Here is a 21228-nt window from a genome sequence, read left to right as displayed (position 1 = left end):
ATCCGGTAACGATGTTTTACTTGAAACCCGCTAAATAGACGCCTTGTTTGCGACCTTGGTAGCGGGACAGGCGCCTGCCAAATTCACTAGACTGCGCATCCTGCTACTCGCTTCCCGAGATAATAATCCATGTACCGTGACCGTATTCGCCTGCCTTCGTTGTTGGATAAAGTGATGAGCGCCGCCGACGCCGCTGCTCTGATTGAGGACGGCATGACCGTCGGCATGAGCGGCTTTACCCGTGCCGGCGAAGCCAAAGCCGTACCCCACGCACTGGCCGAGCGGGCCAAGGTCACGCCGCTGAAGATCAGCCTGATGACCGGTGCGAGCCTGGGCAACGACCTCGACAAGCAACTGACCGAAGCCGGCGTGCTGTCGCGGCGCATGCCGTTCCAGGTCGACAGCACACTGCGCAAAGCAATCAACGCCGGCGAAGTGATGTTTATCGACCAACACCTGTCGGAAACCGTCGAGCAACTGCGCAACCAGCAACTGAAGCTGCCGGACATTGCGGTGATCGAAGCCGTGGCGATTACCGAACAGGGCCACATCGTGCCGACCACCTCGGTGGGCAATTCGGCGAGCTTCGCGATTTTCGCCAAGCAGGTGATCGTCGAGATCAACCTGGCGCACAACGCCAACCTCGAAGGCCTGCATGACATCTATATCCCGACCTATCGTCCGACGCGCACGCCGATCCCGCTGGTAAAAGTAGACGACCGCATCGGCAGCACCGCGATCCCGATCCCGCCGGAGAAGATCGTCGCCATTGTCATCACCCAGCAGGCGGATTCGCCGTCGACCGTATCGTCGCCGGATGTCGACACCAACGCCATCGCCGAACACCTGATCAATTTCTTCAAGCAGGAAGTCGACGCCGGGCGTATGACCAACAAACTCGGCCCATTGCAGGCCGGGATCGGCAACATCGCCAACGCAGTGATGTGTGGCCTGATCGACTCGCCTTTCGAAGACCTGACCATGTACTCCGAAGTGCTGCAGGACTCGACGTTCGATCTGATCGATGCCGGCAAGCTGAGCTTCGCCTCGGGCAGTTCGATCACCTTGTCCGAGCGGCGCAACAGCGATGTATTCGGCAATCTGGAGAAGTACAAGGACAAACTGGTGCTGCGTCCGCAGGAGATCTCCAACCACCCGGAAGTGGTGCGGCGCCTCGGGATCATCGGGATCAACACCGCGCTGGAGTTCGACATCTACGGCAACGTCAACTCTACCCACGTCTGCGGCACGCGGATGATGAACGGCATCGGCGGCTCGGGCGACTTCGCGCGCAACGCGCATCTGGCGGTGTTCGTGACCAAGTCGATTGCCAAGGGTGGCGCGATTTCCAGCGTGGTGCCGATGGTCAGCCATGTCGACCACACCGAGCATGATGTCGACATTCTGGTGACTGAGGTGGGTCTGGCGGACTTGCGTGGTCTGGCGCCACGGGAGCGTGCGCGGGTGATCATCGATAATTGTGTACACCCGGACTATCGTCAGGCGTTGAATGATTACTTCACCGCAGCCTGTGCAATCGGTGGCCACACTCCGCATATCCTGCGTGAAGCCTTGAGCTGGCACATCAACCTGGAAGAAACCGGGCGGATGCTGAAGGTGTAACTCGCACAGATATTCCGCTGGCGCAAACACAGTTTCGTCAGCGGGATGTTGCAACCCGCGCCAACTATCAAAAACTGTACTGCTGTACCGGTCTTTTCCTACCGTAAATACCTACCTATTCTTCCGAAATGAGCAAAAACGCACTACTTAAGTGCGGACAGGTACAGTTCGCTCGATTTTGACCCATACACCTCCTATAAACAGTTAACTGGTCACTCACAATACAGTTGAACTGTATCTAGAGAGACTTGGCAAACGAGAGGATCATGGGCACCAGTCAAACCACTACCTGATCCCGCCACAAGCGGAAGGATGTCAACCATGGAACGTACACTCAGTTCCGAACTGTTCTTCGAAGACAAAGCTGTAAACACCCAGGCTTCCCTGCCTCTGCGCGTTATCGCCAACCTGATGTTGTGGCAGCGCCGCATCTCCAGCCGCCATCAACTGGCCCGTCTGGATTCGCGCCTGCTGGCTGACGCCGGTATCAGCGAAGCACAACGCTACGAAGAGCTGAGCAAGCCGTTCTGGCGCTAAGTAGCGTCGCTGGCTCTGGTCGTTAGACCCTCCGCCAGCAACCCGAATTGAATAAAACAAAACCCGTCGTGGGAAACCACGACGGGTTTTGTCGTTCTGGATGCTTCAAACCGCAGAATAGACGCTTCGAGATTGAAACAAGTACAGTTTTAGATTTATTAATATACGCAGGTACAGTTAGAAGTGTTCAACAGGAGCCAGTATTCTGACCACTGGGCGAATTGCACATAGCAGCCTAATATCCATTCAGTAAGTGGCGAATGCTGTGCCGAAGGCGTCTGACTCCTCAGATACCGAGCCACCTCTCAAAACGGTTTATCCACAGGAGTTATCCCATGTCCCGTCTTCGCCTGCTCAGCGCTGCCGCCCTGCTGGCCGTGGCTGCGAACGCCAGCGCCACCAGCTTCATCGTGACCACCGACGCTGTCGTCGGCGCCCTGAAATCCTCGTCCGATGCCACGTCCGACGTTACTTCGTCCTTCCGTGACGACAAGATCGTCCTCGCGGCCCGCGATGACGCGGCCAGTTTTGTAGCCAGCGAAGGCGAGATCCGTGGCGTGAAACTGGAAAGCGCGCTGGATCACATCCGTCATCAAGCCCCACAGCTACAAGCCACCGACGCACAGTTGGCTCAGGCCATTCTGACGATCTAAATGATCGCAGCGCACCGGGACACGCCGGTCGTGTCCCGATGTTTCGACGCTGGCTCTAGCCCGGGCATTGCGCTAGCCTTGCAGCTCGCTAACCGTTACCGAGTCTTATGCGTTTTCTTCAAAATCTGCTGTTCCCTTGCGCATTGTTAACGGCCTGCTGGACGACGTCGGTCGATGCCTTCGATATGTCGACCCAGAACACCGTCGTCAGCGTTTGGGCGACCGGCATGGTGTCTTCCGCACCTTTCGACCGTAAACTGCTGCTGGCTGCTCACGACGATGCAGCGGTGTTCGTTGCCAGTGACGGAGAACTGCGAGGCGCTCGACTGGAATCCGCACTGCATTACCTGCGCAAAACCCGGCCGAAACTTCATGTAAGCGACCTTGAACTGGCACAGGCAATTCTCGTCCAATAGTTATCCTTGTCCTTCCGGAGTCGTTCCATGCGTAGCCCGCTGATTGCTGCCGCCCTTGGCCTGTTTTTGTTGGCCGATGTGGCCCAGGCGCACACCCTGGTAGCCACCAGTAACATCATCGTTCGTGCCTCCCAGCGCACCATCGATTTCACCTCCGATACCACCACCTCGATTCGCGACTCGAAAATCATCCGGGAAGCCCACGACGACGCCGCCAGTTTCGTCGCCAGCAACGGTGATATCCGTGGCGCACACCTGGAAGCCGCGCTCAACACCTTGCGCACTCGCGTGCCGGAAGCGCGCGACGCCAGTGATCAGGTTCTCGCTGAAGCCATCCTCGCACTGTGAGGTCACTCGGCGCCTGGCTACTGGCCGGGACGTTGTTGCTGCTTGGCAACAGCGCCCACGCCGGCCTGCAATTACGGCTCAAGACTGACGGCCTGAGCCCAGCCCAACAACAGGCCAGCCAGGCGCTGATCGATGAAGCCATGCGCGCGCTGCCGCCGAGCTTCATCGAGCGGCTGGATCGGCGCATCGATGTCGGCTGGACCGACGACATGCCCGGCAATGCCTATGGCCAGGCCACGCTGGTTGACGAACTCGATCTGAACCGCAAACTGCTCGCCAGCCTCACCGACGGCAGCGCCGCCAAAGAGAAAACCAATCGCCCCCACGGCACTGTGCGTCAGGAACTGCTCGCCACCGTGCTGCACGAAATCACCCACATTTATGACCGCGCGCGCTTGTGGCCGAGTGCCGAACGCACGCTGATCCAGCGTTGCACCCGGCGTTTCAATAGCGCCGGGCTGATCGGTATCTCCGATGAATGCCGTGGCCAGAACGGCCGCCGCTTTACCCTCAGCGATGACCCGCGTCTGCTCGACCTTGCCGGTTGGCAGCAATACGTCGGCCGTCGTGGCGAACGCGAACAGCACAACCGGCAGATCGCCCGCAGCCCGGATTTGTACGAAATCTCCAGTCCAAAGGAGTTCGTCGCGGTCAACATGGAGTATTTCCTCCTCGACCCGAGCTATGCCTGCCGCCGTCCGGCGTTGTACCGCTACTACCAGGAACACTTCGGCTGGGCACCACCGGCCAAGGACACCTGCAGCAAGACCTTCGCCTTCCTCAATGCCGGTAACGACTTCGCCAAGCAGCCCTTGGGACAGGTCGACCCGGAACGGGTTTACGCCGTCGATTATCTGCTCGCCGAGGCCAATCAGAACTGGGTCAGCCGTTGGGGCCACAGCATGTTGCGGCTGGTGATCTGCGCACCCGGTCGGCCGCGTGGCCCGGATTGCCGGCTCGATCTGGATCAGCATCTGGTGCTGTCGTATCGCGCCTTCGTAGGCGATGTGCAGCTGTCGAGCTGGGACGGACTGGTTGGCAAGTACCCTTCACGATTGTTCGTCCTGCCATTGGCACAAGTCATCGACGAATACACCAAGACCGAACTGCGCAGCCTCGCTTCGGTACCGCTGAATCTGTCACGCAACGAGATCGAAGGCGTGGTCGAACACGCCGCCGAGATGCACTGGAGCTACGACGGCAACTACTTCTTCCTGTCCAACAACTGCGCGGTAGAAGGCCTGAAACTGTTGCGCAGCGGCAGCAACAACGCGCAGCTCACCGGCCTGGACAGCATCATGCCCAACGGTTTGCTGGAAGTGCTCAAGGGCCGGGGCCTGGCCGACACCAGCGTGCTGGATGATCCCAAAGAGGCGCTGCGTCTGGGTTATCGCTTCGATTCGTTCCGTGATCGCTATCAGGCGATGTTCGATGTATTGAAGAAGCAATTGCCAATCAAACAGAACAGCGTTGAGCAATGGCTCTCGTTGACTGCCGAGGAACGCCGCCCGTGGTTCGAACGTGCCGACCTGCGCACCAGCGCCGCACTGCTGCTGTTGGAACAGGCGAGCTACCGGCGACAGTTGTTGCTCGCACAGGACGAGGTCAAGCAGCGTTACCTCGGCGCACGCGAACTGGAAAACGGCGGCATGGACAAAGCCAACGCGACCTTGCAGGAAATCCTCGCCAATAGCGGCTTCCTCAGTCGCCCGGCGGAATTGCTCGACTCCAAGGGTTACGGCTTGCCGCAACCGAGCGAATTCAGCCGCTTGGAAGCAGAAAGCAGCCAGCGGCAGAAAAAGCTCCTGGCCCTTTCCGGAGATCTGGACACCGAAGTGCGAAAGTTGCTGGAGCCCAAGCGCGCTGCCGAGATTGCGGCGAGCGAAGCCAACGTGAAACAGATTGGCGAGCATTTGCGCAAACTGCACAAGGCGTCTGGCGGACTGGAACTACCATAAAAGCGAAAGATCGCAGCCTGCGGCACCTCCTACAGAGGGATCGAATTCCCTGTAGGAGCTGCCGCAGGCTGCGATCTTTTGACTGACTAACGATTAATACAAAACCCCATCCAGAATTTCATAAACGATCCCGGTACCCACCGCGATCAGCACGATGTCGCCCCCGGCCCGGCGCCATTCATAACCCGGATAGACCGGCAAACGACCTAACGCACGACCATCCAGGCGCTCACCGTAATAACCGTGCGGCAATGGCCGGCCACGCTCCAGGTGGATGCCCGGCGGCGGCGGTGCACCGCGCACGAAGTAGCCGTGGTTGTCGCGAATGGTCTGGCGCACCGGACCGAAGTCGCGAGGTGGCGGGCCGCCTCGGTGGTCGTTCGGCGGGCCACGGCGATCGCCACCGCGATGCTCCCCTTGGTTGTCGTAATGGCCCTGCTGCGGGCCGCCGCGGTCGTGATCATCGCGCTGATCGGCGCTGGCCAGCAGCGGAGTCGCGCTGATCATCAGCACACCCAATCCGGCCATCAGACGTTTCGGCATTTTCATTCGGTCTTTCCTCACAGCACTGACAGCAAAAAGGGCTTCAGAACGTAGTCCTGAAGCCCTCGGTCTTGCTTGTTTAGTCTGTACCGTGAGGTGCTAATTCCTCTGTATCAGGAACTTTACCTTCAACTGACGCGGGCCTTACGCACGCCTTCGGACAGCGCCGAGCACAGGCTCAACACGCCATCGATGGCCTGATCCGGCGTGGTCGCGTTGGCGATGTGATCGATCAGCGCCGAACCCACCACCACACCGTCGGCAAGACGCGCAATGGCCGCCGCTTGCTCCGGGGTACGGATACCGAAACCAATGCTGATCGGCAGATCGGTATGGCGGCGCAGACGGGTCACTGCCTCTTCGACGTGCTCCAGCGTCGCCGCACCGGCACCGGTCACACCGGCCACGGACACGTAGTAAACAAATCCGGAACTGCCGTTGAGCACCTTCGGCAGACGTGCGTCGTCGGTGGTCGGCGTGGTCAGGCGGATGAAGTCCAGACCGGCAGCCTGGGCCGGGTCGCAGAGTTCTTCGTTGTGCTCTGGCGGCATGTCGACCACGATCAGACCATCGACGCCTGCCTCTTTGGCTTCAGCGATGAAACGCTCAACGCCAAACTTGTGGATCGGGTTGAAGTAGCCCATCAGCACCAGCGGCGTATCGCTATTGTCTTCACGGAACTCGCGAACCATTTGCAGGGTTTTCGCCAGATTCTGCTTGGCACCCAGCGCACGGATATTGGCGAGTTGAATCGCCGGGCCGTCCGCCATCGGGTCGGTGAACGGCATGCCCAGTTCGATAACGTCGGCACCGGCCTTGGGCAAGCCCTTGAGGATCGCCAGCGAAGTGTCGTAATCCGGGTCACCGGCGGTGACGAAGGTCACCAGCGCGGCACGATTTTGTTGTTTGAGTTCGGCAAATCGGGTTTGCAGGCGGCTCATCAGTGTTTCTCCTGCTTGGACTGTTCCATGTGGTGCATCACGGTCTGCATGTCTTTGTCGCCACGGCCAGACAGGTTGACCACCATCAGGTGATCCTTCGGCAGCTTCGGTGCACGTTTGAACACTTCGGCCAAGGCGTGGGCGCTTTCCAGGGCAGGAATAATCCCCTCCAGACGGCAGCACTTGTGGAACGCTTCGAGGGCTTCATCGTCGGTCACCGAGGTGTACTGGACGCGGCCGATGTCATGCAACCAAGCGTGTTCCGGGCCGATACCCGGGTAGTCGAGACCGGCGGAAATCGAGTGGGCGTCGATGATCTGGCCATCGTCGTCCTGCAGCAGGAAGGTGCGGTTGCCGTGCAATACACCCGGTACGCCGCCGTTGAGGCTGGCCGCGTGCTTGCCGGTTTCGATGCCGTAACCAGCGGCTTCAACGCCGATGATCTCAACGCTCTTGTCGTCGAGGAACGGGTGGAACAGGCCCATCGCGTTGGAACCACCGCCGATGCACGCCACCAGGCTGTCAGGCAGACGGCCTTCCTGAGCTTGCAACTGCTCACGGGTTTCCTTGCCGATCACGGCCTGGAAGTCGCGAACCATGGCCGGATAAGGGTGTGGGCCGGCCACAGTGCCGATCAGGTAGAAAGTGCTGTCGACGTTGGTTACCCAGTCACGCAGCGCTTCGTTCATCGCATCCTTCAGGGTGCCGGTGCCGGCAACCACCGGGATCACCTCGGCGCCCAGCAACTTCATGCGGAACACGTTGGCCTGCTGACGCTCGATGTCAGTGGTGCCCATGTAGATCACGCAGTCCAGACCGAAGCGCGCAGCTACGGTGGCGGTCGCCACGCCGTGCATGCCGGCGCCGGTCTCGGCGATGATGCGTTTTTTGCCCATGCGCCGCGCCAGCAGGATCTGGCCGATGCAGTTATTGATCTTGTGCGCGCCAGTGTGGTTGAGCTCTTCGCGCTTGAGGTAGATCTTCGCGCCGCCGCAGAACTCGGTCAGACGCTCGGCGAAGTACAGCGGGCTCGGACGTCCGACGTAGTCACGCTGGAAGTAGGCCAATTCCTCTTTGAATGCCGGATCTTCCTTGGCCGCTTCGTATTCGCGGGCCAGATCGAGGATCAACGGCATCAGGGTTTCAGCGACGTAGCGGCCACCGAACGAACCGAACAGGCCGTTGGCGTCAGGGCCGTTACGCAGATCGGAGTTGTGCGAAGTCTGGGTCATGGTGTGCTCCAGGAGAATTCGGGTCAAAAGACAATGACGACCACTCTACCCCTGACCTTCTAAGCTGAAAACCGATAAGATCGCCGCAACCCGTCAGGAAAACTCACAGATATCATGAGCCACGACCTTCCCCCGCTGAACGCCCTGCGCGCCTTCGAAGCCACGGCCCGGCTGAACAGCGTCAGTCAGGCCGCCGAACAGCTGCACGTCACCCATGGCGCAGTGAGTCGACAGCTCAAAGTGCTGGAAGAACACCTTGGCGTCAGCCTGTTCGTCAAGGATGGACGCGGCTTGAAACTCACAGATGCCGGCGTGCGTTTGCGCGATGCCAGCGGCGAAGCGTTTGACCGGTTGCGCAGCGTTTGTGCAGAGCTGACGCAAAGCACCGCCGATGCGCCGTTCGTGCTCGGTTGCTCCGGAAGTTTGCTGGCGCGCTGGTTTATTCCGCGACTGGGGCGCTTGAATGCCGATCTGCCGGACTTGCGTCTGCACCTCTCGGCGGGAGAAGGCGATCTCGATCCCAGACGTCCGGGGCTGGATGCTCTCCTGCTGTTCGCCGAACCACCATGGCCGGCGGACATGCAGGTGTATGAACTGGCTGCGGAACGCATCGGCCCGGTGCTGAGCCCGCTGTTCAGCGGCTATCAACGCCTGCAAACGGCATCTGCCGAAGCCTTGCTCGATGAGCCGCTGCTGCACACGACGTCACGCCCGCAAGCCTGGCCGAGCTGGGCACAGCAAAACCACCTCGACACCAAGGCATTGAAGCTCGGACAAGGTTTTGAGCATTTGTATTATTTGCTGGAAGCGGCGGTTGCAGGTCTCGGCGTGGCCATCGCGCCGGAGCCGCTGGTTACCGAGGATTTGAAGGCCGGTCGCCTGGTTGCGCCGTGGGGCTTCTGTGAAACCCCGGCGCAACTGGCGTTGTGGCTACCCAAGCGCGCCGCGGACGGGCGCGCTCGGCAACTGGCGCAATGGCTCAAGCATGAGCTGCGCCAGAGCGATCACTCGCCGCGCTTGAACAGCAAGTAAGCCGCCAGCAGACCCAGTGCACCGACTGCCACACCGGCAGTCGTCCATGGGTGTTCCTGAGCATAATCGCGGGTGGCGATCCCGGTCTCACGGGTTTTCACTTTAACTTCTTCGTAAGCGTCGCTGAGCAGGTGGCGCGAATGTTTCAGCGCACTTTCAGCATTGCTTTTCAGCGCCTTGAGGGTCTTGCGCGACTCGTCGGAAGCATCGTCTTTCAGGCTTTCCAACGACTTGAGCAGACTCTCGATCTCCGCTTCCATGCTTTGCAATGAGGCTTTACGTAAAGAGGTGTTGGCCATGGTGGCTCTCCTGCATTGGTGATGAGTGGCGTGTGTTGATTGGGACTTCAGCGGTTTGAGAAAGTGCAGAAAATCTGAACTTCGCTTGCGCAGCGGCGCCGAAATCAACAGTGCAATTCACTGCTAGTCTCAAATCCACACGCCAAGGAGATCGCCATGAGTGACCATCACACGTACAAGAAAGTCGAGCTGGTCGGCTCGTCCCCAACCAGTATCGAAGACGCCATCAACAACGCGTTGGCCGAAGCCAACAAGAGCATCAAGCACCTGGAATGGTTTGAAGTGACCGAGACCCGCGGCCACATCAAGGACGGTAAAGCGGCGCACTTTCAGGTAACGCTGAAGGTCGGGTTCCGGATTGCCAGCAGCTGAGTTTAGTCTACGCTTCTGAACTTGCGCGCTGGCCGAGTGCCATAGGAATGGCAAAGCGCTACAAGGTGGTCGCACCGAGTGAATGACTCGGTGCACGCCTCTTTTAATCCGACCAGGGAGTGCGACCGATGAAGAAGTTCATATTGGCAGTAGGTTTGTTGAGCCTTGCGGGTGGTGCGTTTGCTGCCGGCAAGCCTTGTGAAGAGCTGAAAAGCGAGATTGCGGCGAAGCTGGATGCCAAGGGCGTTTCCGGGTATTCGCTTGAGATTGTAGAGAAGGGCGCCGCGGCTGGCGGCGATGTCGTCGGCAGCTGTGAAGGTGGCACCAAGGAAATCGTCTACAAGCGCGGTTGATCGTGCCTGAAATGCAAAAGCCGACGTGAATGCGTCGGCTTTTTTGTGGGCAACGTATTGCCAATGTGGGAGCGGGCTTGCTCGCGAAGGGGGCGTGTCAGTCGACATTTTTGTGCCTGACACCCCGCCTTCGCGAGCAAGCCCGCTCCCACAAGGGATCTACGCAGAATTTCAGCCCTTCATGACTTGTGCCAGCAACTCGTACGAGTGCACACGATCAGCGTGTTCATACAAATCACTGGTGAAAATCAGCTCATCCGCCTGCGTCTGCTCAATCAGCACTTCAAGTTTCGCGCGGATTTTCTGCGGGCTGCCGACCATCGCCAGACCGAGGAAGTCTCCCACCGCTTCGCGCTCATGGGGGAGCCACAGGCCATCCATGGTTTTCACCGGTGGGCGCTGCACCAGGCTTTGTCCACGCATCAACGCGAGGATTCGCTGATAGACCGAGGTCGCGAGGTAATCCGCCTGCTCATCGGTATCGGCTGCCACCAATGGCACACCGAGCATTACATACGGCTTGTCGAGCACCGCCGACGGCTTGAAGTGATTGCGGTAGACGCGAATCGCCTCGTGCATGAAGCGCGGGGCGAAATGCGAGGCAAAGGCGTAGGGCAAACCGCGCTCACCGGCCAGTTGCGCACTGAACAGGCTGGAACCCAGTAACCAGATCGGCACATGGGTGCCCGTGCCCGGCATCGCGATTACACGCTGATCGGGCGTGCGCGGGCCAAGGAAGCGCGCCAGTTCGGCAACGTCTTCGGGGAAGTCGTCGGCACTGCCGGAACGCTCACGGCGCAGGGCACGGGCGGTCATTTGATCGGAGCCCGGCGCACGGCCCAGACCGAGATCGATGCGCCCCGGATACAGGCTCTCAAGGGTGCCGAACTGCTCGGCGATCACCAGCGGCGCGTGGTTGGGCAGCATGACGCCGCCGGAGCCGACGCGAATCGTCGATGTACCACCGGCCAGATAACCCAGCAGCACCGAGGTCGCGGAACTGGCGATGCCGTCCATATTGTGGTGTTCAGCCACCCAGAACCGCGTGTAGCCGAATTTTTCAACATGCTGCGCCAGATCCAGGGAATTGCGCAGAGACTGTGCCGGGCTGCCGTTTTCTCGCACCGGAACCAGATCGAGGGTGGAAAATTTTACGTCCGAGAGTTGCTTCATAAACCTGCTTCTCCGAGTGAGGAGGCAGGTTTTTCTTGCGAACGAAAACCTGCCGAATCCATAAGCGTGTTTTGTGCAATGTGGGCATATACCCGAATTTCAATAGCACAGGCGAAATTTCCTACTAAAAAAGTCAACCATTCAGATGAGCTGAACTTTGTTCCGCCGTCTATCCTCAGAAGCCTTGCAAGCAAAACCACGACGGCGCGGCGTTCCGCGCCTGATCTTGAGGAGGCAGACATGGCTATCGTTAAGAAAGCATCCGCGCATTGGGCAGGTGATCTGAAAACCGGCATCGGCTCGATCTCCACTGAAACCGGTGTCCTCAGAGAAGCCCCGTATGGCTTCAAGGCACGCTTCGAGGGCGGCAAGGGCACCAACCCTGAAGAACTGATCGGCGCGGCCCATGCCGGCTGTTTCTCCATGGCGTTTTCGATGATTCTCGGCGATGCCGGCCTGAAAGCCGACAGCATCGACACCAACGCTGAAGTCACCCTCGACCAGGTCGACGGAGGGTTTGCGATTACTGCGGTGAAGCTGATCCTCAAGGCGAAAATTCCGGGGGCGACTCAGGCGCAGTTTGAAGAACTGAGCAACAAGGCCAAGGAAGGGTGCCCGGTATCCAAGGTTCTGAATGCCAAGATCACCCTTGAGGCATCGTTGGTCAGCTGATTTTCCAAGGCGCGATTCAGGCGTTGGCAGCACCGACGCCTTCGCGAGCAGGCTCGCTCCCACATTCGATCTCCAGCGGACACATTTTCTGTGAACAACCGGGATTCCTTGTGGGAGCGAGCCTGCTCGCGAAAGCGGCCTCAAGCGATGAGCAGGACTTGTGAGCGAAGTCAGAACCTGCTCGGCGAAAGTGTGGTCGAATACATGACAGCAGCTTCAGCGCACACCCGTGCGCACTGCCTCAAGGAGCTACATTGATGAAACGTATTGGCTTGGCGATCCTCTGCAGTGCACTGGCCACATCAGTTCTCGCCGCCCCTAAAGACTGCGAAAAACTCAGGAAAGAGATCGAAATCAAGATCCAGGCTAAAGCCGTGCCGTCCTACACACTGGAAATCGTCACCAAGGAAGAAGCCGCGGAACATGACATCGCCATGGTTGTCGGTTCTTGCGAGAACGGCAGTAAAGCAATCGTCTATCAAAAGAACAGCGACTGAAATTGCTCAGGGCACGCAGTTGATCTGCCGTTCCTCGGCAACGATCTGCCCCTGGCCGTTTAGCAACCGGGCGCTTGGCGTAAAGGCCAATGACCGGGCTTCGAGCCGATAACGTTGCCCTGCCTCGAAATGATCGTAGCGCACTCTCATGTAACACAGCCGCTCCTGCGGATCGGTGTCCATGCCCTGACCACCGCCGAAGACTTCGAAATCAAAACGCACCGTCAGCTCATGGCTGCCCGGTGGGACCTGAAAAAATCGGCCATCCTGCAAGCGCATATTGTCCAGCCGTTCGGCCATCAGCACCTTGCCGCCGGGCGTGGGCATGGCAAAGTCGACCCAGGCCTTGCCGGGGTCCACCGCCGGCATCGGGCTCTGGCAACCGGCAACCACACTTGCAGCGAGCAACAGCATCAATCTGCGCATGATCAATGTCCTTTGGATTGGACAACCAGCATAACGCAGATCAGGTCTTCTGACAGCCTGCCGGCGTGCCCTGCCCCACGACCTTGCGCTGCTCGTCATACAGCTTGGCCCATGGGCGGAATCCGATACTGCCGGCCTGTAACTGATAGCGCTGACCCGCGTTGAAGTCCTTGAATTTGACGTTCAACTGGCAATCGCGCCAGAGCGGTTCGGCAACCGGGCCGATGTTGGTCGCCTCCACCGGAAACTGATAACGCACCTTCAGCTCATGGCTGCCGGGCTGCACCTCGAAGTAACGTTTGTCGACGGCGGCCTGGCTGTCGACTTGCAGCGCTTGCAGCGCCGTGTCCTGTTGACGGGCATCCAGATCGATCCAGGCTTGCGAAGGGTCGGGATCGGGCATTCCGAATCCGGCACAACCGGCCAGCGTCAGCAGGCTTCCTGTCAGTATCAACATGCGCATAGCGGAGCTCCAATGGGCGGGATAGTCTTGCGGGCAGACTTTCCAGGGGATTTCTTATTTTGATCAGGCCGCTTCCAAGCCATCGGTTACTTGATCGCGTTTTTCGGATTTTGTTTCCGGGTGTGATGCTTTTGTTGCTCAACGGTTGTGCAAGCCTCAGCTATTACAGCCAGTTGGCCAGTGGTCAGTTGCAGTTGCTGCGCGCACGCGAGCCGGTAGCCGAGGTCATTGCCGACCCGAGTCGCGACGCGAAACTGCGCACGCATCTGGCCCAGTCGCAAAAGGCCCGGGCCTTCGCCAGCGAGCAGCTGCACCTGCCGGATAACCAGAGCTATCGCCTGTACGCGGACATTGGCCGGCCGTTTGTGGTGTGGAACGTATTCGCCACCCAAGAGTTTTCCCTGACCGCGCAAAACCATTGCTTCCCGATTGCCGGGTGCGTGGCTTATCGCGGCTACTACAGCCAGAGCGCGGCGCGGGGCGAAGCGGCGATTCAGCGGCTGCAAGGCTTGGACGTGTCGATGGGTGGCGTCGAGGCCTATTCGACGCTGGGCTGGTTCAACGACCCGATCCTCAATTCGATGATGGGCTGGGGCGACGAACGGTTAGCCACACTGATTTTCCATGAACTGGCCCATCAACGCGTCTATGTGAAGGACGACACCGAGTTCAACGAGTCTTTCGCCACGTTTGTCGAGCAGGAAGGCACGCGGCAGTGGCGGGCGTTTCGCGGGTTGCCAGCGGACACTGATGCAAAGCTCAAACAGCGTGATCAATTCATTGCGTTGGTGCTGGATACGCGGTCACGTCTGGAAAAGCTCTATGCCCAGCCATTGCCGGTCGAGCAGATGCGCGAGCGCAAAGCGGAGGAGTTCGAGCGGTTTCGCCGGGATTATCGGTTGATGCGCGACAGCCAGTGGGCCGGGGACAAGCGTTATGACGCTTGGGTCAATGCGCCGTTGAACAATGCGCGGCTGTTGCCGTTTGGGCTGTATGACCAGTGGGTGCCGGCGTTTGCGGCGTTGTTCCGGCAGGTCGGGGGGGATTGGCTGAGGTTTTATGCCGAGGTCGAGCGGTTGGGTGGGTTGCAGGTGGCTGAGCGTAAGGCGGCGCTCAAGGCATTGGCGCAATCCTGATTTTGCATTGGCTGGGCCGGCCCTTTCGCGAGCAAGCCCGCCCACAGGGGGAATGCATTCCAAATGTGGGAGCGGGCTTGCTCGCGAAGGCGTACTGATCAGCGCCGCATAAATGCCTGATGCAACTCGGCCAGCGTTTCAAAGTGGAAGGCCGGCGCCTCGGCATTCAGCTCTTCAAAACTGCCAAATCCATACCCCACTGCCGCCGCATCCAGCCCATTGCTGCGCGCGCCGATCAAGTCATGCTTACGATCGCCGATCATCAGCGTATTCGCCGGATCCAGCCCTTCCTCGGCCACCAGATGCGCAATCAGCTCCACCTTGTTGGTTCGCGTGCCATCCAGTTCACTGCCATAAATCACCTTGAAATGCCGGGCAAAGTCGAAGTGCCGGGCGATCTCGCGGGCGAACACCCACGGCTTGGACGTCGCGATATACAGCTGCCGCCCCTGGCCGCTGAGGGTTTCCAGCAACGGCGTGACACCGTCGAACACGCGGTTCTCATACAAGCCGGTGACCTTGAAGCGCTCGCGATAGAAATTCACCGCCTCCCACGCCTTGGCCTCGTCGAAGCCATAAAACTGCATGAACGCCTGCAGCAGCGGCGGGCCGATGAAGTGCTCAAGCCTGGTCAGGTCCGGCTCGTCGATGCCGAGCTTACCCAAGGCGAACTGGATGGAACGGGTGATGCCCTCACGCGGGTCAGTCAGGGTGCCATCGAGGTCGAACAGTACGGTCTGGTAATGCATGAGAAATCCTGAGCAGGTGTAAGTCGATTCAGAGCCGGTCGTAGCCTTCGGCAAGGTGCAGATCCTTGAGCTTCACGTAGTTCGCCGCGCTGTAGGTGAAAAAAGCGTTTTCCTTGTCGGTCAGCGCACGGACCTGCTTCACCGGGCTGCCGACATACAGAAAACCGCTTTCCAGGCGTTTGCCCGGCGGCACCAGGCTGCCGGCGCCGATGATCACATCGTCCTCAACCACCGCGCCGTCCATGACGATGCTGCCCATGCCGATCAGCACGCGACTGCCTACCGTGCAGCCGTGGAGCATGACTTTGTGGGCAATGGTCACGTCGTCGCCGATCAGCAGCGGGAAGCCGTCCGGGTTGAACGGTCCGGCGTGGGTGATGTGCAACACGCAGCCGTCCTGCACGCTGGTGCGCGCACCGATGCGGATGCGGTGCATGTCGCCGCGGATGACGGTCAGCGGCCAGACGGAGCTGTCTTCGCCGATTTCGACGTCGCCGATCACCACCGCCGAGCCGTCGACAAATGCGCCTTGGCTCAACTGCGGGGTGTGATTCTGGTACTTGCGAAGGGACACGATAATTTCTCTCTCTGTCGCCGATAGCTGCGGTCGATGCCGATTGTAATTAAGATGGGGCAATGTTTCTTCCAGCCAAGGTGCCAACCGTGAGCGTGAACAACCCTCTTCTGCAGTCCTACGACCTGCCGCCGTTCTCCACGATCCGTGCCGAACACGTGCTGCCAGCCATCGAAACGATCCTGGCTGACAACCGCGCCGCCATCGCTGAAATCCTCAAGAGCCAAGGCCAGAACCCTACCTGGGCCGGCCTGGTGCTGGCGATGGACGAACTCAATGATCGCCTCGGGGCGGCCTGGAGCCCGGTCAGCCACCTCAACGCCGTGTGCAACAGCGCCGAACTGCGTGAAGCCTACGAATCGTGCCTGCCGGCCCTGAGCGCCTACTCCACCGAGATGGGCCAGAACCGCGAACTGTTCCAGGCGTATGAAGCTCTGGCCAATAGCCCGCAAGCCGCCAGTTTCGATGTGGCGCAGAAAACCATCCTGGAACACGCCCTGCGCGATTTCCGCCTGTCGGGTATCGACCTGCCAGAAACCGAACAGAAACGCTACGCCGAAGTGCAAAGCAAACTGTCCGAGCTGGGCAGCCGCTTCTCCAACCAACTGCTCGACGCCACTCAGGCCTGGACCAAGCACGTCACCGACGAAGCCGCCCTCGCCGGCCTGACTGATTCGGCCAAGGCGCAAATGGCTGCCGCTGCACAGGCCAAAGGCCTTGATGGCTGGCTGATCAGTCTGGAATTCCCAAGCTACTACGCGGTGATGACCTACGCCCAGGACCGTGCGCTGCGCGAAGAAGTCTACGCCGCCTACTGCACCCGCGCCTCGGATCAAGGCCCGAATGCCGGCCAGAACGACAACACCCCGGTGATGGAAGAGATCCTCGACTTGCGTCAGGAGCTGGCCAAGCTGTTGGGGTTTGCCAGCTTCGCCGAGCTGAGCCTGGCGACCAAAATGGCCGAGTCCAGCGATCAGGTGCTGAGCTTCCTGCGTGATCTGGCCAAGCGCAGCAAACCGTTCGCCGCGCAGGATCTGCAACAGCTGCGCGCCTACGCCGCCGAACAAGGCTGCGCCGATCTGCAAAGCTGGGACAGCGGTTTCTACGGCGAAAAGCTGCGTGAACAACGCTACAGCGTCGCCCAGGAAACCCTGCGCGCCTACTTCCCGATCGACAAAGTGCTGGGCGGTCTGTTCGCCATCGTTCAACGCCTGTACGGCATAGAGATCGCTGAACAAAAAGGCTTCGACACCTGGCATCCGGACGTGCGCCTGTTCGAAATCAAGGAAAACGGCCAGCACGTCGGCCGCTTCTTCTTCGACCTGTATGCTCGCGCCAACAAGCGTGGCGGTGCCTGGATGGACGGCGCCCGCGATCGTCGTCGCACTGTCGACGGCGTGCTGCAAAGCCCGGTGGCCAACCTGGTGTGTAACTTCACCCCGGCGGACAGCGGCAAGCCTGCGCTGCTGACCCACGATGAAGTCACCACTCTGTTCCACGAATTCGGCCATGGCCTGCATCACCTGCTGACCCGCGTTGATCACGCCGGCGTTTCTGGCATCAACGGCGTGGCGTGGGACGCCGTCGAGTTGCCGAGCCAGTTCATGGAAAACTGGTGCTGGGAGCCGGAAGGCCTGGCGCTGATTTCCGGCCACTACGAAACCGGTGAGCCGCTGCCACAGGATCTGCTGGAAAAAATGCTCGCGGCGAAGAACTTCCAGTCCGGCCTGATGATGGTGCGGCAGCTGGAGTTCTCGCTGTTCGACTTCGAACTGCACGCCACTCATGGCGACGGCCGCAGCGTGTTGCAGGTGCTGGAAGGTGTGCGTGACGAGGTGTCGGTGATGCGTCCACCGGCCTACAACCGCTTCCCCAACAGCTTCGCGCACATCTTCGCCGGCGGTTATGCGGCGGGCTACTACAGCTACAAGTGGGCTGAAGTGCTGTCGGCCGATGCCTTCTCGAAATTCGAAGAAGACGGCGTGCTCAACGCTGAAACCGGTCGCGCGTTCCGCGAAGCGATCCTGGCTCGCGGTGGTTCGCAGGCGCCGATGGTGCTGTTCGTCGACTTCCGTGGTCGCGAGCCATCGATTGACGCACTCTTGCGCCACAGCGGCCTGAGTGAGGACGCGGCAGCATGAGCGAGGCGCCTGTGATTACCAAAAAACGCTTTATCGCCGGGGCGGTCTGCCCGGCGTGCAGCGAGCCGGACAAGTTGATGATGTGGAACGAGGACAGCGTGCCGCACCGCGAATGCGTGGCGTGCGGTTACTCCGACACACTCAACGAGCAAGGGCTGTCAGTACCCAAAGAGCTGGGCACGCGGGTCAACACCAGCGCGCTCAAGCCGCCCGCGGACAAGAAAGTCCAGGCGGTGCAGTTCTTCCCGAACCCGAAGCTTGCGAAAAAGCCCGACGAGCAACACTGAGCCACCACCACCTTCCACGGATAACCCGTGGAAGGTGGTATCTATTTACCGCCTTCTCCGCGCGCTTCCTGCCTAGTCTGGATGTTTCAGCCAGACGTCAAGGAAGACGCCCATGCCCCTCTCCAATCCACTCTTGCAACCCTGGGACTTGCCGCCTTGGTCTGCCGTGCGCGCCGAACACCTGATGCCCGCCATCACTGCGATCATTGCCGCCAATCGGCAAGCCATCGGCGAGATCGTTGACCATCAGACAGCGCTCCCCGGCTGGGATGATCTGGTATTGGCAGTCGATGACACCGACGCCCGCCTTGACGAGGCCATGGGCATCGTCGAGGTCTTGGCCACGATAAACCACGATAGCCACTGGACACTCGCCATCGAGGGCTGCAACGAGGCCGCGAGCGATTATCGTCTGTGGAAATCCACCCACCAGGGACTGTTTCGCGCCTATCAGACTCTGCAACAGAGTGCGCTTGCCCGCAGTTTCGACCCTGCCCGCAAATTTGCCCTGAGCAAGGTGCTGCGCAAGTTTCAGCTGTCCGGCATCGCACTTACGTCGCAAGGCCAGGAAACACTGGCGCGACTCAATGACGAAATCGACCGGCTCGAAACGTTGTTTCTCAACAACCTCGACCGCGCCAATAGCCGATGGCGCAAACACATTGACGATGTTGCGCTGCTTGAGGGACTGCCACAGGCGATACAGGATCATCTGGCCCGGTTGGCCAAGGACGCCGGGCTTGGCGGATGGTTGCTTCCACTGGACCACAACACCTATCACCAGGTCATGACGTACGCGGAACATCGGCCACTGCGCGAAGAATACTTCCATGCGTATTCCACCCGAGCCTCCGACCAAGGCCCTCATGCAGGACTGTTCGATAACGGCCCGGTACTGGCCTCGTTACTGGCGCTGCGTCAGCAGAAAGCCGAGCTCCTCGGCTATGCCGATTTTGCCCAGTTACGTCTGGCCATGGAGTCATCCCAATCGACCTTGCATATCAATGCTTTTTTACGCCAGCAATTGGCCCTGACGCGCCCTGCGCTCGTGCAGGAAAGGCAAGCACTCGAGGCCTTTGCGCAGGCGCTAGGCGCGACTGAAACCAAAGCCTGGGATCAGGATTTTCTCGCGCAGAAATGGCGTGATTCGCACTTCAGCGGGGCATTGAAGGGGCTGCGCGATTACTTCCCACTGGAGGGTACCCTGCACCGGCTCTGTCTGTTCAGCGAGCGCATGTTTGGCATTCAGCTCGTCGAACAGAAGACGCTCAGCCATTGGCACGCACATGTGCGCCTGTTCGAGGTCAGGGAAAATGGACAGGCGCTCGGCCACCTGTATATCGATCCGTATAAGCGCCCGGGACTGGCCGACTTTGCCGGAACAGGTTCACTGCGCAATCGACGAGTAGATGCCGAAGGTCGAGTGACACTGCCGATCGCCTTGCTCAATGGCAACTTCACACCGCCCACCGACAGCATCCCCTGTTTGTTGTCGCATATTGATCTGCGTGTACTGTTTCATGAGTTCGGTCATTGTCTGCAGCACATCCTGACGCGTTCGCCCCACCACATCCTGTCCGGCATTTCACAGATGGGCCGTGAATCCGCCGAGTTTGCCGGGCAGTTTTTCGAACGGTGGTGCCTGTCGAAGGCGTTTCTCTTGTGGCTGGCTGCGCATCACCAGACAGGCGAGCGCTTGAGTGAAACCCGCGTCGAACTCGCCTTGGCCGCCATTCAAACCCAGACCAGCCAAGCGACTGCATTACTGCAGATGGGCGCCTTGCTCGACTTCGAGCTGCATCGCTGTCATGGCGATGGCCGCAGCGTGCAACAGGTGTTTACCGATGTGCAGCGCGAAGCCATGCAATTGCAGCTGCCCGCGTATTGTCGATTCGCCAACGGCTTTGACTACATGGTGACCGGTTATGAAGCCTTGGTTTACGCCTACCTGTGGTCCGGCAAGCTGGCAGCGCAAGCGTTCAAGCGGTTTGAGCAGCAGTGGGTTTTCAATCCGGCCACTGGCCGGGCGTTTCGCGAAACGTTCTTTTCACCGGGGGACCCGGTTTCGTTGCTGACGGCAGTACAACGCTTTCTGGGGCACCCGGTCGATGAGCTGTTCAGCACGCCATCACCCGAAAACACCCATTGATCGGCATCATCACTTGAGATTGACCGTCTGGAACCAGCTCTTCATCGAGCAGGTCGCGAACGCGCTGGTGCTGCAATCACCATTAGCCAGCGCGGTACGCAACTTGTCGACATCAGCTTGCATCATGTAGCGAACACCCTCCTTGAAGTGGCCACTTTCGCCGAAGCCGCCCTGAGTCATTTCATTCAGGGCATCCTCTTTGCTCCAACCCTGAACCACCACGCGGTACATCGCCGCCATCAGGCCGGTGCGATCGGACCCGTGTTTGCAATGCATCAACACAGGACCATTGGCTTCGGCGCTCTGGATGGCGCGCAAGGTCTTGAGCACGTCGCTGTCGTCGACGTGGTTGGTGCGATAAGGCAGTTGCAGTTGATTGATCCCCGGCTCGGACAGCCAGTTGCTGTCGGCTTCCGGCAGAAAATTAATCACCGTGGTCACTTTTAGATTGTTCAGCAACGGTACCGCTCCGCCATCAGGCAATGCGCTGCGATAAAGGGTCGGTGACATCTGGAACAGGTTGTATTGCACTTCGACCGGTTGTGCCCACTCGGCGGGACGGGACGCCGTGTCAGCAGCCTCGGCCGGGATCAGGTGCAGCAGAGCCACAAGCGACAAACACAAGGCAGGAAAAAAACGCACTCGGGACATGCT

The 21228-nt window shown here is 59.6% G+C and carries 26 protein-coding genes; 15 read left to right on the top strand and 11 right to left on the bottom strand.

Annotated elements, in window-relative coordinates; translation table 11 throughout:
• The first annotated feature begins 129 nt into the window (after positions 1-129).
• The 6 genes from CKW18_RS19445 to CKW18_RS19420 all read left to right on the top strand — a co-directional run bounded on the left by CKW18_RS19445 (position 130) and on the right by CKW18_RS19420 (position 5535).
• Positions 130-1623 carry an acetyl-CoA hydrolase/transferase family protein gene (locus tag CKW18_RS19445; protein WP_095190291.1) on the top strand — a complete coding sequence of 498 codons (1494 nt, stop codon included), beginning with the start codon at positions 130-132 and terminating at the stop codon, positions 1621-1623.
• Between the two features lie 321 nt (positions 1624-1944).
• Positions 1945-2160, top strand: coding sequence for a DUF1127 domain-containing protein (locus tag CKW18_RS19440; protein WP_007911656.1), 216 nt, complete (start codon positions 1945-1947; stop codon positions 2158-2160).
• Between the two features lie 335 nt (positions 2161-2495).
• Positions 2496-2813, top strand: a complete 318-nt coding sequence (locus CKW18_RS19435) for a DUF2388 domain-containing protein (protein WP_007911658.1) — start codon at positions 2496-2498, stop codon at positions 2811-2813.
• A 107-nt stretch (positions 2814-2920) separates the two neighbouring features.
• Positions 2921-3229 carry a DUF2388 domain-containing protein gene (locus CKW18_RS19430; RefSeq protein WP_095190290.1) on the top strand — a complete coding sequence of 103 codons (309 nt, stop codon included), beginning with the start codon at positions 2921-2923 and terminating at the stop codon, positions 3227-3229.
• Between the two features lie 27 nt (positions 3230-3256).
• Positions 3257-3577 carry a DUF2388 domain-containing protein gene (locus tag CKW18_RS19425; RefSeq protein ID WP_034152281.1) on the top strand — a complete coding sequence of 107 codons (321 nt, stop codon included), beginning with the start codon at positions 3257-3259 and terminating at the stop codon, positions 3575-3577.
• Positions 3574-5535, top strand: coding sequence for a DUF4105 domain-containing protein (locus tag CKW18_RS19420; RefSeq protein ID WP_095190289.1), 1962 nt, complete (start codon positions 3574-3576; stop codon positions 5533-5535). The genes CKW18_RS19425 and CKW18_RS19420 overlap by 4 nt, the downstream gene beginning before the upstream one ends.
• A 93-nt stretch (positions 5536-5628) precedes the next feature.
• Here the strand turns inward: CKW18_RS19420 and CKW18_RS19415 are convergent, their stop codons facing one another.
• The 3 genes from CKW18_RS19415 to trpB all read right to left on the bottom strand — a co-directional run bounded on the left by CKW18_RS19415 (position 5629) and on the right by trpB (position 8251).
• Positions 5629-6084 (bottom strand): anti-virulence regulator CigR family protein, encoded by a 456-nt coding sequence (locus CKW18_RS19415; RefSeq protein WP_095190288.1) that lies wholly within the window; start codon positions 6082-6084, stop codon positions 5629-5631.
• Positions 6085-6206: 122 nt separating this feature from the next.
• Positions 6207-7019 (bottom strand): tryptophan synthase subunit alpha, encoded by an 813-nt coding sequence (gene trpA / locus CKW18_RS19410; protein ID WP_095190287.1) that lies wholly within the window; start codon positions 7017-7019, stop codon positions 6207-6209.
• A complete protein-coding gene (trpB, locus tag CKW18_RS19405) occupies positions 7019-8251 on the bottom strand; it encodes a tryptophan synthase subunit beta (protein WP_095190286.1) in 1233 nt (410 codons plus the stop codon). Before trpB ends, trpA begins: the two co-directional genes overlap by 1 nt.
• A 114-nt stretch (positions 8252-8365) precedes the next feature.
• Between trpB and CKW18_RS19400 the strand changes: the two genes are divergently transcribed.
• Positions 8366-9283 carry a LysR family transcriptional regulator gene (locus CKW18_RS19400; protein WP_095190285.1) on the top strand — a complete coding sequence of 306 codons (918 nt, stop codon included), beginning with the start codon at positions 8366-8368 and terminating at the stop codon, positions 9281-9283.
• Here CKW18_RS19400 and CKW18_RS19395 read toward each other — a convergent pair.
• Positions 9256-9582: a YqjD family protein gene (locus CKW18_RS19395; RefSeq protein ID WP_095190284.1), complete on the bottom strand. Its 327-nt coding sequence runs from the start codon at positions 9580-9582 to the stop codon at positions 9256-9258. The two genes, CKW18_RS19400 and CKW18_RS19395, sit on opposite strands and share 28 nt — an antisense overlap.
• Before the next feature lie 156 nt (positions 9583-9738).
• Between CKW18_RS19395 and CKW18_RS19390 the strand changes: the two genes are divergently transcribed.
• Entirely contained in the window at positions 9739-9954 is a 216-nt protein-coding gene (locus CKW18_RS19390) for a dodecin (RefSeq protein ID WP_095190283.1), read from the top strand.
• Positions 9955-10082: 128 nt separating this feature from the next.
• Positions 10083-10307, top strand: coding sequence for a DUF1161 domain-containing protein (locus CKW18_RS19385; protein ID WP_095190282.1), 225 nt, complete (start codon positions 10083-10085; stop codon positions 10305-10307).
• Between the two features lie 171 nt (positions 10308-10478).
• Here the strand turns inward: CKW18_RS19385 and CKW18_RS19380 are convergent, their stop codons facing one another.
• Both CKW18_RS19380 and CKW18_RS30100 read right to left on the bottom strand, forming a co-directional pair.
• Positions 10479-11480 (bottom strand): LLM class flavin-dependent oxidoreductase, encoded by a 1002-nt coding sequence (locus tag CKW18_RS19380; RefSeq protein WP_095190281.1) that lies wholly within the window; start codon positions 11478-11480, stop codon positions 10479-10481.
• Positions 11477-11722 carry a hypothetical protein gene (locus CKW18_RS30100; RefSeq protein WP_141233121.1) on the bottom strand — a complete coding sequence of 82 codons (246 nt, stop codon included), beginning with the start codon at positions 11720-11722 and terminating at the stop codon, positions 11477-11479. Before CKW18_RS30100 ends, CKW18_RS19380 begins: the two co-directional genes overlap by 4 nt.
• Between CKW18_RS30100 and CKW18_RS19375 the strand changes: the two genes are divergently transcribed.
• Positions 11721-12152, top strand: coding sequence for an OsmC family protein (locus CKW18_RS19375; protein WP_064389763.1), 432 nt, complete (start codon positions 11721-11723; stop codon positions 12150-12152). The two genes, CKW18_RS30100 and CKW18_RS19375, sit on opposite strands and share 2 nt — an antisense overlap.
• 257 nt (positions 12153-12409) lie before the next feature.
• Complete coding sequence (locus CKW18_RS19370) at positions 12410-12649, top strand: DUF1161 domain-containing protein (protein WP_095190280.1); 240 nt, start codon at positions 12410-12412, stop codon at positions 12647-12649.
• Between the two features lie 6 nt (positions 12650-12655).
• Here the strand turns inward: CKW18_RS19370 and CKW18_RS19365 are convergent, their stop codons facing one another.
• A complete protein-coding gene (locus CKW18_RS19365; protein ID WP_095190279.1) occupies positions 12656-13075 on the bottom strand; it encodes a hypothetical protein in 420 nt (139 codons plus the stop codon).
• A 40-nt stretch (positions 13076-13115) separates the two neighbouring features.
• Entirely contained in the window at positions 13116-13538 is a 423-nt protein-coding gene (locus tag CKW18_RS19360; protein WP_095190278.1) for a hypothetical protein, read from the bottom strand.
• 59 nt (positions 13539-13597) lie between these two features.
• Here CKW18_RS19360 and CKW18_RS19355 point away from each other — a divergent pair, with 59 nt between their 5' ends.
• Positions 13598-14674 (top strand): aminopeptidase, encoded by a 1077-nt coding sequence (locus CKW18_RS19355; protein ID WP_095190277.1) that lies wholly within the window; start codon positions 13598-13600, stop codon positions 14672-14674.
• 98 nt (positions 14675-14772) lie between these two features.
• On the opposite strand, the gene CKW18_RS19350 is transcribed toward CKW18_RS19355, so the two are convergent.
• Both CKW18_RS19350 and CKW18_RS19345 read right to left on the bottom strand, forming a co-directional pair.
• Complete coding sequence (locus tag CKW18_RS19350; protein ID WP_095190276.1) at positions 14773-15423, bottom strand: HAD family hydrolase; 651 nt, start codon at positions 15421-15423, stop codon at positions 14773-14775.
• 28 nt (positions 15424-15451) lie between these two features.
• On the bottom strand, positions 15452-15997 hold the full coding sequence (locus tag CKW18_RS19345) for a gamma carbonic anhydrase family protein (protein ID WP_095190275.1): 546 nt from the start codon (positions 15995-15997) through the stop codon (positions 15452-15454).
• 89 nt (positions 15998-16086) lie between these two features.
• Between CKW18_RS19345 and prlC the strand changes: the two genes are divergently transcribed.
• The 3 genes from prlC to CKW18_RS19330 all read left to right on the top strand — a co-directional run bounded on the left by prlC (position 16087) and on the right by CKW18_RS19330 (position 20574).
• On the top strand, positions 16087-18138 hold the full coding sequence (gene prlC / locus CKW18_RS19340; RefSeq protein WP_095190299.1) for an oligopeptidase A: 2052 nt from the start codon (positions 16087-16089) through the stop codon (positions 18136-18138).
• Positions 18135-18425, top strand: coding sequence for a YheV family putative zinc ribbon protein (locus CKW18_RS19335; RefSeq protein ID WP_095190274.1), 291 nt, complete (start codon positions 18135-18137; stop codon positions 18423-18425). Before prlC ends, CKW18_RS19335 begins: the two co-directional genes overlap by 4 nt.
• 112 nt (positions 18426-18537) lie before the next feature.
• Positions 18538-20574 (top strand): M3 family metallopeptidase, encoded by a 2037-nt coding sequence (locus tag CKW18_RS19330; protein ID WP_095190273.1) that lies wholly within the window; start codon positions 18538-18540, stop codon positions 20572-20574.
• Positions 20575-20583: 9 nt separating this feature from the next.
• Here the strand turns inward: CKW18_RS19330 and CKW18_RS19325 are convergent, their stop codons facing one another.
• A complete protein-coding gene (locus tag CKW18_RS19325; RefSeq protein ID WP_095190272.1) occupies positions 20584-21225 on the bottom strand; it encodes a dual specificity protein phosphatase family protein in 642 nt (213 codons plus the stop codon).
• Positions 21226-21228: the final 3 nt, after the last annotated feature.

This window comes from Pseudomonas sp. Irchel 3E19, from assembly GCF_900187585.1.
GTDB lineage: Bacteria > Pseudomonadota > Gammaproteobacteria > Pseudomonadales > Pseudomonadaceae > Aquipseudomonas > Aquipseudomonas baetica.
This window is presented reverse-complemented; position numbering and strand designations above follow the sequence as displayed.